At 52.6% G+C, this 12,018-nt stretch carries 7 protein-coding genes and 1 rRNA gene; 3 read left to right on the top strand and 5 right to left on the bottom strand.

What is annotated here, in order from left to right; all coding sequences use genetic code 11:
* Window positions 1-36: 36 nt before the first annotated feature.
* Window positions 37-3,045, top strand: a 23S ribosomal RNA gene (locus IC007_RS04260).
* 707 nt (window positions 3,046-3,752) lie between these two features.
* Here the strand turns inward: IC007_RS04260 and IC007_RS04255 are convergent.
* Together IC007_RS04255 and IC007_RS04250 are read right to left on the bottom strand one after the other, a co-directional pair.
* Entirely contained in the window at window positions 3,753-5,204 is a 1,452-nt protein-coding gene (locus tag IC007_RS04255) for a hypothetical protein (RefSeq protein WP_149528417.1), read from the bottom strand.
* 303 nt (window positions 5,205-5,507) lie between these two features.
* Entirely contained in the window at window positions 5,508-6,911 is a 1,404-nt protein-coding gene (locus IC007_RS04250; protein WP_149528416.1) for a hypothetical protein, read from the bottom strand.
* A gap of 390 nt (window positions 6,912-7,301) precedes the next feature.
* Between IC007_RS04250 and IC007_RS13515 the strand changes: the two genes are divergently transcribed.
* A complete protein-coding gene (locus tag IC007_RS13515) occupies window positions 7,302-7,550 on the top strand; it encodes a hypothetical protein (protein WP_149528415.1) in 249 nt (82 codons plus the stop codon).
* A gap of 1,406 nt (window positions 7,551-8,956) precedes the next feature.
* Here IC007_RS13515 and IC007_RS04240 read toward each other — a convergent pair.
* Entirely contained in the window at window positions 8,957-10,411 is a 1,455-nt protein-coding gene (locus tag IC007_RS04240) for a hypothetical protein (RefSeq protein WP_149528414.1), read from the bottom strand.
* 542 nt (window positions 10,412-10,953) lie between these two features.
* On the opposite strand from IC007_RS04240, the gene IC007_RS13295 reads away from it, so the two are divergent.
* Window positions 10,954-11,541 (top strand): hypothetical protein, encoded by a 588-nt coding sequence (locus tag IC007_RS13295; RefSeq protein WP_162302113.1) that lies wholly within the window; start codon window positions 10,954-10,956, stop codon window positions 11,539-11,541.
* A 105-nt stretch (window positions 11,542-11,646) separates the two neighbouring features.
* Here IC007_RS13295 and IC007_RS14175 read toward each other — a convergent pair whose 3' ends face one another.
* On the bottom strand, window positions 11,647-11,757 hold the full coding sequence (locus tag IC007_RS14175) for a hypothetical protein (protein ID WP_369396121.1): 111 nt from the start codon (window positions 11,755-11,757) through the stop codon (window positions 11,647-11,649).
* A gap of 73 nt (window positions 11,758-11,830) precedes the next feature.
* Window positions 11,831-11,968: a hypothetical protein gene (locus IC007_RS14070; protein ID WP_149528413.1), complete on the bottom strand. Its 138-nt coding sequence runs from the start codon at window positions 11,966-11,968 to the stop codon at window positions 11,831-11,833.
* Window positions 11,969-12,018 lie beyond the last annotated feature (50 nt).

Here is a 12,018-nt window from a genome sequence, read left to right as displayed (position 1 = left end):
GCTAGTTGCAGAGGCCGAAAGATAGCCTAGGGTCGCTGGCACTAGGGGCCAACGCCAGTCGGTGGATGGCTCGGCTCAGGCGCCGAAGAAGGGCGCGGCAAGCAGCGAAATGCCCGGGGGAGGCGCACGCAGCCTAAGATCCCGGGGTCCCCGAATGGGAATCCCCATCGCGTACTTGATCTGCGAGGGTCAAGTACGGGAACTCCCCCAACGGAAGCATCTTAGTAGGGGAAGGAGGAGAAATCAAATCGAGATCTCCTCAGTAGGGGCGACCGAAAGGGAGATAGCCCAAACCAAATCCCGGCGACAAGCCGTAGGAGATGTGGTGTTAGCCCCGGGTTATATCCCTGGCAACGTAGGGTCGAAGTCCTCTGGAATGAGGCACCATAGAGGGTGATAGTCCCGTAGGCTACTGCGTTGTGGGATGACTCGAGGGCAGAGTAGCATCCTCTGGTTTGAGGGTGCGAAGATGGGGGACACGTGCCTCCAAGGCTAAATACGTCCTGAGACCGATAGCGAACTAAGTACTGTGAAGGAAAGCTGAAAAGCATCCCGGAAGGGAGGTGAAAAGCGCCTGAAACCGACTGGTTACACAGGGTAGGGCACTCAAGGAGTGAGATCCTCCAAAGGAAGGGGACGCGAGTCCCTTGTACGAGGAGGACGACCGGTGTCCTACCTTTCGTCTTGAAACACGGGCCGGGGAGGTCCTGCTAGTGGCGAGCCTAAGAGGGTCAACCTCGGAGGCATAGGGAAACCGAGAGCTCGAAGCGCAAGCGAGGAGCTGGGTCCGACAGGGCCTGAAGTCACTGGCAGGAAACTAGAAACCGGGCGATCTAGACCAGATCAGGTCGAAGCCGGGGGAAACCTCGGTGGAGGACCGAATAGGGGTTCTGACGTGCAATTCGTTCCCTTGAGTCTGGTCTAGGGGCAAAAGGCCAATCTAGCCCGGTGATATCTAGTTCCTCCCGAAATGCGTCTTAGCGCAGCCTCTCCGGAGGTAGATCGCGGGGTAGAGTTACTGATTGGGAACTTAGTCCGAAAGGTCTGGGTTCCCAGTCAAACTCCGAACCTACGGTCGCCTTAGAAGGAGGGAGTGGGCCACACGGCGTAAGGTTGGGTGGCAAGAGGGAAACAGCCCAGAGCCGGGTTAAGGCCCCCAAGTGCCGGCTAAGTGCACCAAAGGCATCCTCAGCCACAGACAGCGGGAAGGTGGGCCCAGCAGCAGCCATCCTCTAAGGAGTGCGTAACAGCTCACCCGCCGAGGCTGAGGGTCCTGCAGACGTGTCGGGGCTAAGCCGGCCGCCGAGACCCGGCCGGTGGGTCCTCAGGACTCACTTGGTAGGGAGGCGCTCCGGTAGGGCAGAAGGTGGGCCGTGAGGTCCACTGGACCTGCCGGAGGTGCAGATCCCGGCGGCAGTAATAGCGAAGAGGGGTGAGAATCCCCTCCGCCGGAAGGGCAAGGGTTTCACGGCAATGGTCTTCAGCCGTGAGTGAGCCGGTCCTAAGGCAACGCCTAACTGGTAGTTGTCGAAAGGGAAACAGGTTAATATTCCTGTGCCACGCCGGTAGGCGCGGTAACGCAAGCCCTTCTCCCGACGGGTTAGGGTAGGAGGACGCTGGTAACCCAGCGCCAAATGCATAAGCCCCCGGAGAGCCGTAATGGTGAGAAAGGGGTGAAAGCATGATGGGTCTGACGTATGTCGGATTCCTCTGATCCCCAGCTCCAATGAAAAGGGAGAGGGATCGATCCGGCGTGTCCGTACCCAGAACCGACACTGGTGCCCCTAGGTGAGAAGCCTAAGGCGTCTGGGGGGTAACGGAGGCTAGGGAACTCGGCAAATTAGCCCCGTAACTTCGGGATAAGGGGTGCCTACCTTAGTACTGACCGTGCTAAGGTAGGTCGCAGTAACAAGGGGGATCTGACTGTTTAATAAAAACATAGGTTTCCGCAAGCCCGAAAGGGTGTGAACGGAAGCTAAATCCTGGCCACTGGCGGCAGGTTAAACCTGGGTCCAACCGGGCGAAGCCCCGCTGAAGGCCGGGGGTAACTCTGACCCTCTCAAGGTAGCCAAATGCCTTGCCGGGCAAGTTCCGGCGCGCATGAATGGATCAACGAGATCCCCACTGTCCCAGCCTCTGGCCCCATGAACGCCCAGAGTAGGTTCACAGTCCTGCAACCCCCAACACCGAGAGAAGACCCCGTAGAGTTTCACTGTAGCCTGGCACTGTCTTCCGGACGTTCCCGCGTAGCGTAGGTAGGAGGCGTCGAAGCCACCCTTTCGGGGGTGGTGGAGCCGAAAGTGAAACACTACCCTCGAACGTTCGGAGGACTAACCTTCCCTCAAGGGAGGGAACAGTGTCAGGTGGACAGTTCGGCTGGGGCGGCACTCCCGCGAAAAGATAACACGGGAGCCCAAAGGTCAGCTCAGGTGGTACAGAACGCCACCGTAGAGTGCAAGGGCAAAAGCTGGCCTGACGAGATCCTTCAACGCACGGGATCTCGGCGCGAAAGCGCGGCCTAGCGAACGCTCATGCCCCCACACGTGGGGGCTGGGCATGTCAGAAAAATTACCTCGGGGATAACAGGGTCGTCGCGGGCGAGAGCTCCCATCGACCCCGCGGTTTGCTACATCGATGTCGGCTCTTCCCACCCTGGAGGTGCAGCTGCCTCCAAGGGTAGGGCTGCCCGCCCGTTAAAGGGGAACGTGAGCTGGGTTTAGACCGTCGCGAGACAGGTCGGACTCTAAGGGTTGGGGGTGCGAAGCGGCTGAGGGAAAGGAACTCCTAGTACGAGAGGAACAGAGTTCCGGAGCCTCTAGTCTACCGGTTGTCCGACAGGGCAGTGCCGGGCAGCCACGCTCTGAGGGATAAACACTGAAAGCATCTAAGTGTGAAGCCCTCCCCGAAAAGAGCCGCTTTGTCGGCGCCCGCAAGGGTGTCGGCGGGCCTTCCCCTAGAAGAGGGGGTTGATAGGGACGGGGTGTAAGTCCCGAGGGAAACCGAGGGATGAGCCCGCGTCTACTAATCGGGCTATCCCTAGTCAGCGATCTTAGGCTATCCGGTAAATTCTGCAACTAGCCAAGGCCCTCACTTTTCATTCCATGTATGCTTTTTCCCTTTTCTTACTTGTTCAATCTCTCATGAGTGCACTGTCTTTTGTCCACATCCCATCGTGAGGTGCATGAGGCGGAGTGAGTAAGGAAAAAGAAAGAGAGCAGGAAAAAAGAACACGTAACAAGCGAAAATGGGAAGGGGAAGAAAATATATATATACACACACCATTACAGAGAGTCTCACTTTAATTTTAAGCAAATGATGATAATTCTTCCATCTTTCGCAGAAACTTAAGTATATCTATAAGCGATTTAATTAGTGTTCACGTGTGACTTCTCCTACAAGTAGTCAGGAGGAAAAGAAGATGGCCATCATGTGCCATGAATTACTTCGTTTTATCAGGATCTTATCAAGGCTCTGTGACTCCCTTACTAACGTTTAGGAGACTACGCGAAAACCGGACTTAAACACCTAAGAAGGTGAAGAGACCCATAAAGCACGGATGGTTCAGTCCTTATTAGGGTAGCACATAAAACTTTCAATTAATAGTTCACCATAGATTTTTATTTTTTTAAAAAAAGTAGACTATACTCTAGTGTCTTGCCCGGAAGTCTGGGGATACTATTGGAGACTCCCCTAACACGGATTATCCTGACTGTCCCCTTCGTCGGGAGCATCACGACATATATCGCGGGACTTCACGGTGCTATCCCGAACTTCCTGGAGTGGGAGTACACGCAGTCCAGCGAGTCGTTGTACCACTCGTCGTAGTCCTCGTTGACGTGGTACGCCACGCACTCGTCTACGTACTCCTCAAGGTACTCCTCCTTAGCTTCCTTCAGGGCCTCCTTTATCCCGTCCTCTATCTTGATAGCCTCCTCCACGTAGGGTTTGGCGTCTGTCATCATCTGCTCACGGTCGTTCCAGTCCAAGTGGTCCACTATGGCTGATGCCAGTGTCTGGCTTATGTGGTACGTGCTTTGGAGGGAGATGATGACTTCCCTCGCGTTCCCTAGCGCCCTCACGCTCTCGTTGAAGACGTCTTGGACCCCCAGGGCGGAGGCGAGTTGCTCGAAGGCTTGGTCGGTGTAAGCGGTAGGGAGAGGTACCAACACCAGGGAGACCACGGGCCCGGCTAACTGCGTCGCGCTCGCCACGAGCCCCACTATCCCGGGCTCCTTGCAACCGGAGAGGCAGGAGTACGCTGTGAATACCGGGGCGCCTATGAGGGCATCGCTGAACCCTTTCACAGTGCTCAGGCTATTGCAGATCGAGTCATCCTGTGTAATGAAGAGGTTGCAAAGCTTCTCCTGAAGCTGGCTGTCAAGCACGGCGACCGCCATCATACCGTTTATCACCGCGTTAGGGTTCTTCTGCTGGAACGGCGTCCCGACTGTCCTGGCGACTATGAAAGGGACGGGCGGTTGATCTGAGGTTAACTTCAAACTCTCCTTCAAGGCGGTTGCGCTCAATTTATCGCCTGATATGCCTACAAGAATACCTGGAACTTTTAAAGCATGGAATGGAAGACTGGTGTAGTAAGGTAGGTAGTTAGGCATGACCCCTCCCGCGTCCCTGCTGTTCTCAGCTGCTGTCTCGAACCAACCTATGACGGGAGTGCTGCAACCCTCGGGCGGGTTAGGCTGTTGCCAAGGCGCGCTCGTCAACTTCCTCCTCTTCAACCTTACCACAATGATGTTCGCTTTCCTCATCAGCGTGGGGATACTGCTGTCGCTTATGAAGAAGCACGCTCCCCCTTGCAGGGCGAAGAAGTCCTTCCCGGCTCCCCAGTAAGGGGAAGCCCCTCCCACGTAGTAGTAGTTACCCTCGGCGCTCTCGATGATCACGCCGTGCCTGAAGAGCTGGAATATGTTGCTGACAGGCTCTACTTTACCGTTTATATTGGCGTTTTTTATCGCCCTGTTTACGATACCTAACGCGGGGTAGTACGTGTAACCGCTGTCCTTCATCCCCTGCACTGTGCACCCCAAGGTGTTCGTGATGTTCTCTATGTCCTGGCTTATCTCCGACCCCACTGCAGACGCTGCCCCCACCGCGTCCGACAAAGCCTGCCCTACCTCAGACGCTGCGTCCGATATCGCTTTTTCTATTCCTTGCGCTATTTCAGATAGAATAGACGATATTGACACGTTTCATCATTTTAAGTTTTGAGGTAAAAACATAAAAATATTGTGGTTATGAATGCTACGACCATCAAAGACGTTTTGTCTTTGAGTTATGATCTCTTAATATCTCCTTTGAGTTATGATCTCTTCAATCCGGATGTTAAGATAGCCGACATTTGTCCTAATTGAATGTTTATTTAAAAAACACGGTTCCACTCCGGCGCCGATAATTGGATCGATCCACGGGGTAGTGCTCGGAATGGAACGCGTCGGGCCTGTATACCTTGTTCTTTCCTACCTCCACCAGTCATCTACCTCCACCATCATCTACCTCCACCAGGAGTCATTGGTGCTATCTACGCATTCCAAGGCGTCATATTCCCAACAGTCGTAGTCCTCGTAGAAGGTAATCTCGGCGCACCTCTCTATCCTGTCAGCACGGGACGGGTCTCCTTCTCTCTCCACGTGGGCCCTGAGCGTCTCCACCAACTTGTGGTAGTTCTCCACGTAGGGTTTGGCGTCTGTCATCATCTGCTCCTCACTGTCCCATTCCACGTAGTCCATCACGGCTGAGGCAAAGGTATAGCTCACGTTATACTTATCATGGAGGGAAAGGATGACACCGTTGACCTTCTCCAGCGCCCTCACGCTCTCGTTGAAGACGTCTTGGACCCCCAGGGCGGAGGCGAGTTGCTCGAAGGCTTGGTCGGTGTAAGCGGTAGGGAGAGGTACCAACACCAGGGAGACCACGGGCCCGGCTAACTGCGTCGCGCTCGCCACGAGCCCCACTATCCCGGGCTCCTTGCAACCGGAGAGGCAGGAGTACGCTGTGAATACCGGGGCGCCTATGAGGGCATCGCTGAACCCTTTCACAGTGCTCAGGCTATTGCAGATCGAGTCATCCTGTGTAATGAAGAGGTTGCAAAGCTTCTCCTGAAGCTGGCTGTCAAGCACGGCGACCGCCATCATACCGTTTATCACCGCGTTAGGGTTCTTCTGCTGGAACGGCGTCCCGACTGTCCTGGCGACTATGAAAGGGACGGGCGGTTGATCTGAGGTTAACTTCAAACTCTCCTTCAAGGCGGTTGCGCTCAATTTATCGCCTGATATGCCTACAAGAATACCTGGAACTTTTAAAGCATGGAATGGAAGACTGGTGTAGTAAGGTAGGTAGTTAGGCATGACCCCTCCCGCGTCCCTGCTGTTCTCAGCTGCTGTCTCGAACCAACCTATGACGGGAGTGCTGCAACCCTCGGGCGGGTTAGGCTGTTGCCAATGCTCCTCAATTCCACGACCGAGATGACCCCTCTTCAGCCTGACCACAACTATGTTTGCTTTCCTCATCGACTTGACCACGTTCTCGCCCTTCACAAGGAAGCATGCTCCTCCTTGCACGGCGAGGAAGTCCTTCCCATCCCAGTAAGGGGAAGCCCCTCCCACGTAGTAGTAGTTACCCTCGGCGCTCTCGATGATCACGCCGTGCCTGAAGAGCTGGAATATGTCAGTAGGGCGTTTGTCCTCCTTGTACAGAGCATCGGCTATCCCCAACGCGGGGTAATGCGGACAGCCCTTTTCTCCCTTCACGGTACACTCTAACGTGTTCGCGACGTTCTCTACGTCTTGTTCTGTCCTCGACGAAACCCCAGTCCCTACATTCTTGGCCCTCCCCGCATTCGATATTGCGTTTTCTATTCCTTGCGCTATTTCAGATAGAATAGACGATATTGACACGTTTCATCAATTTTAAGTTTTGAGGTAAAAACATAAAAATATTGTGGTTATACTGAGTCTGGGACAAAAATTTAGACACCCCTTATTTTGTATTATGAACACGTGAATAGGAAGTTAACTCAGAGGGGCTTTGACTACTTCAAGGAGCCAATAGAGGACTTGATCTAGATTTACAAGGAAAGTAGGATCAGTGAGAGTGAGAACACTGAGGAGGAGAGGTTAGATAGGTTAAGGAGGTTCGGTCGAGAGTTGAGGCAGACGTAGATGGAGCATAAAAATTCATGAAGTCAGGGAAAACAAGTGAGAAGAGACAAGTTGACCCCACGAGAGAAGGTATCACACCGATAATCAAGGAATAGTTAGGCTCATCCAACAGGAGACCGCAGAGGCGTGTCAATACTTGACGAAGGAGGAGACATAAGCTACAAGACCGTGGAGGGACTGTACTCCGACCCAGACGTCCTTTTCCTCTACAACCTGCTCTCAAAGACCGTAGAAGGGCTTAAGGTGGACGCGGTCACGGACGCGACAAGCTATTCCGCGACCAAGCATCACAGGAGTGAAAGGGAGACAGGGGAAGAGGTGAAGGGAAGGACTTCATGTACTCCTTCTTCATCTCCGACCCGGGCATTAACTTGATTGTAGCACGGCTATTCGCTCAAGAGCGAGAGGCTCATGGGATGGCCCTCGAGGTCCTGAGGGGTCGTGACGTGAGGGCGGACTCCTTTAGGTCAAGTGCTACGACAAGTCCACGCTGGACAGCTTCTCCCCACGGTCTACTTGGTACCTAAGTCTAACGCCACGGTCAGGGGAAGAGGCGGAGGGAGATGATCTTGGGTTCATGAGAACCCACCGGGATAAAAGGCGCTTCAAGCGCGAGAATGCAGAGTCCCCGACCTCATCCGTCAAGAGGAGACGGATCATAACCAAGGTCGGGGAAGAGAGGATCACTTGAAGGTCTTAGCGAGCGTCGTGATCCACGACCTACTGTGGTCTAAAGCGTTTTAACCTTGTGGGGGTTGAGGGGGCGGAAGTCCCCTTCCGTCAGGGAGGGGATGGATAGCCCCCTTATAGAAACGGTTTTATACTAAAAATCGCGCCATCTCTCAGACCTCAGCTGTAAGAGCTGGGTCAGTACCCTCGGGACTGGGGGAACTTACGCTTGTGGAGAGGAACCCTCCGTAACCCCTCTTCCACACGGGGCATCAGAGAACGGTTCCGTTAGATGGAACCTCCGCTGTGGGTGAAGGGGGATCGAGGTTCCTCTGAGAAGCAGGAAATCTCCATCGTGAGGTGGGGATGCCCCGTCCGTAAGGGCGGGGTGAGTTCACAAATCCTGAAACGCTATATAGGTTTGGAATCATTAGACTAATTTGTCCCAGACTCGTTTATACTTAGTCAGACCCTGAAGGTCAAGGGCAAACCATGGAGGAATGCATAACGTGCCTAACTCTGTGGAACAGCGGAAATCGTAAGTTCAGGCAACATCGCCATAGCCACTGTATTACCTTGACCTTTAGGCATAACTAAGTAAATGGATACTCACTGGATCGCTTCAAATTATTTTCACGTGACAATGCGGCTAAGAAGGAGTTTTCATTAACCAAGCCGTCGGCCTCACCCAAGACGACAATGCCTTCCAAGAGCTCATGAACAAGCAGGAGATACAGGAGGAGTTTTCATCATACTCATGGTGAATGACACGGGTTTAATCTATGAGGTACCTCCTTTGACTGGGTGTACAAGTTATAATCATAGCCATCTGGAGGCTCTCTCATTTCAATGACCTTAAATCTCTTGTTGTTAGTGAAAGAAATTCCCCCGTTAGTAAGACGAAGACGCATAGTCTAAAGCTCCTGTGAAAGAGACGCCTGCTCTTATAGAGGTTATAATCATAGCCTACAACAATCAAAGACGTTTTGTCTTTGAGTTATGATCTCTCCAATCCGGATGTTAAGACAGCCGACCTTGCTCGGAATGGAACGCGTCGGGCCTGTATACCTTGTTCTTTCCTACCTCCACCAGTCATCTACCTCCACCATCATCTACCTCCACCAGGAGTCATTGGTGCTATCTACGCATTCCAAGGCGTCATATTCCCAACAGTCGTAGTCCTCGTAGAAGGTAATCTCGGCGCACCTCTCTATCCTGTCAGCACGGGACGGGTCTCCTTCTCTCTCCACGTGGGCCCTGAGCGTCTCCACCAACTTGTGGTAGTTCTCCACGTAGGGTTTGGCGTCTGTCATCATCTGCTCCTCACTGTCCCATTCCACGTAGTCCATCACGGCTGAGGCAAAGGTATAGCTCACGTTATACTTATCATGGAGGGAAAGGATGACACCGTTGACCTTCTCCAGCGCCCTCACGCTCTCGTTGAAGACGTCTTGGACCCCCAGGGCGGAGGCGAGTTGCTCGAAGGCTTGGTCGGTGTAAGCGGTAGGGAGAGGTACCAACACCAGGGAGACCACGGGCCCGGCTAACTGCGTCGCGCTCGCCACGAGCCCCACTATCCCGGGCTCCTTGCAACCGGAGAGGCAGGAGTACGCTGTGAATACCGGGGCGCCTATGAGGGCATCGCTGAACCCTTTCACAGTGCTCAGGCTATTGCAGATCGAGTCATCCTGTGTAATGAAGAGGTTGCAAAGCTTCTCCTGAAGCTGGCTGTCAAGCACGGCGACCGCCATCATACCGTTTATCACCGCGTTAGGGTTCTTCTGCTGGAACGGCGTCCCGACTGTCCTGGCGACTATGAAAGGGACGGGCGGTTGATCTGAGGTTAACTTCAAACTCTCCTTCAAGGCGGTTGCGCTCAATTTATCGTCTGATACGTCTACAAGAACACCTGGAACTTCTAAAGCATAGAATGGAAGACCAGTGAAGTAAGGTAGGTAGTTAGGCATGACCCCTCCCGCGTCCCTGCTGTTCTCAGCTGCTGTCTCGAACCAACCTATGACGGGAGTGCTGCAACCCTCGGGCGGGTTAGGCTGTTGCCAATGCTCCTCAATTCCACGACCGAGATGACCCCTCTTCAGCCTGACCACAACTATGTTTGCTTTCCTCATCGACTTGACCACGTTCTCGCCCTTCACAAGGAAGCATGCTCCTCCTTGCACGGCGAGGAAGTCCTTCCCATCCCAGTAAGGGGAAGCCCCTCCCACGTAGTAGTAGTTACCCTCGGCGCTCTCGATGATCACGCCGTGCCTGAAGAGCTGGAATATGTTGCTTACCTTTGGCCCTTGTTCACCGTTTATGTACTCATACAATATCGCCGTGTTCGCTACCCCCAACGCGGGGTAGTACGTGTAACCGCTGTCCTTCATCCCCTGCACTGTGCACCCCAAGGTGTTCGTGATGTTCTCTATGTCCTGGCTTATCTCCGACCCCACTGCAGACGCTGCCCCCACCGCGTCCGACAAAGCCTGCCCTACCTCAGACGCTGCGTCCGATATCGCTTTTTCTATTCCTTGCGCTATTTCAGATAGAATAGACGATATTGACACGTTTCATCAATTTTAAGTTTTGAGGTAAAAACATAAAAATATTGTGGTTATAGGTGTTTAGTTATCTCTTCACGTTATTGTCGCGTGGTACGCTAATGGAAGAGTTTTACGTACCTCTTCATACTCACCGTGGGCAGAAAACACTTTATGTGGGTGCGTTTCCTCCCAGCAACGCAGTCGATTGGTAGATCGGTAACTTTTATCGGAAAACCCTTGCAAAGTTACGTGACCTTAAAAATAATTTAATAGTGCGTGATAGAGGTTAAATAATAGCTATAGGTTTCAAGATCTTCTCACTATAAAATGGATAAAATTTGTTTTTTTATAACAACTACTAGATGAAAACATTCGTCTCGCAGGAATTCCCGTAAACTGCTAATCGGGTAGATGTCAAGGAAGTTGGCCTCACTCGGGTAGTGCAGGAGGGGTCGGGGAGTCCTGCGGTCCATTAGGCCATAATATTCACTATTGTGAGAATATTTAAAAGTAGAGAGGGGGAAAAGATATATGACATGTCGTCTATCGTGAGTTGGTTATCCGAGATGCTGGGCGATGTGGCTGAAGGGATAAGCTCGGCAGTGTCTGCAGCAGCGTCGAGCATGGCGTCAATACCCGCCGACATAAACACGATAACTCAACTGATAACGCAACAGACGACATCTAACTGCCTGCAAGACGAGGTGAAGAAGGCTCAGCCCTACACGTACTACCCTGCCTTGGCTGTGACCAACAGGGTATCCAGGGGTGCTAAGACACTTTACGGCATCGTGAGGCACGGCATGATCGTGAGGGAGCAGGTAGGAGAGGGGGACGACGCGAAGTACCTCTACTACTACGTGGGAGGGAAGTCTCCGGACTGGATCGCCTCGTCGAGCTTGGACGTGTTCCAGGGAGGTGCACAGTTCTTTCTGCCAAGGGAAAAGGACAAAGGCGGGAAGATAAACCCCCTGACGAACCTACTGGAGCAGGCCGACTCTAACGTGATCGTAACAACGCTCGACAGAGTGGCAAAGTCCAGCAGCTGGATCCAGATAAACCCTCCTTCTTCCTGCAACGGGGCTTTGGGGGACTTCCTGCAGTGGACACAGACAAACCACGGCACCGTCTCCATGATGCCCAACTACGTATAGCAGTTTACGGGTTTCCCTTACGTTTAAACAAATTTTTGATTTCTCCACTTCCTTGATAAACTTTTTTTATCAACCTAGAGAGCCTCTTAGCTCCTAGGTTCAAAACTAAGGAATACTTGAAGACCAAGCTCTTGCGTAGGTTTTATGGTCGTCCGTGTCGTCTATTATGACGAGTACCGGGTGGTTTCCTACTATCTTTTTTAGTGCGTCTACCAGGTCGTTTTTTGCTATCTTGTCCAGGTTTTTTAGTATTGTGTCTCGTAGTTCATGTTTGTTTCTTGTGCTATTTCTAGTGTGCTCCTCCGCTTATTCCTCCTAGTACGAGTTTTGTTGCCGTGTCTTTTCTTAGGTTTAGTGACGCTGTTGCTATGTAGATTGCGTTGGTTAAGGCTTCGTAGTACTCATCGTTGCTTAGGTTTTTATTCATACGTAATCTTTTGGGTTAATTTTTTAAAAGTTTTTAAGGTCGCGTAGTTT

Origin of the sequence: Sulfuracidifex tepidarius (genome assembly GCF_008326425.1) — an archaeon.
Taxonomy (GTDB): domain Archaea; phylum Thermoproteota; class Thermoprotei_A; order Sulfolobales; family Sulfolobaceae; genus Sulfuracidifex; species Sulfuracidifex tepidarius.
Note: the sequence above shows the minus strand (reverse complement) of the source record. Positions and strands in the feature narration are given on the sequence as shown.

Excerpts from the sequence above, each read along its gene's own strand:
- IC007_RS14070 (WP_149528413.1), bottom strand. The coding sequence starts at position 11,968 with ATGAATAAAAACCTAAGCAACGATGAGTACTACGAAGCCTTAACCAAC.
- IC007_RS13295 (WP_162302113.1), top strand. The coding sequence starts at position 10,954 with ATGCTGGGCGATGTGGCTGAAGGGATAAGCTCGGCAGTGTCTGCAGCA.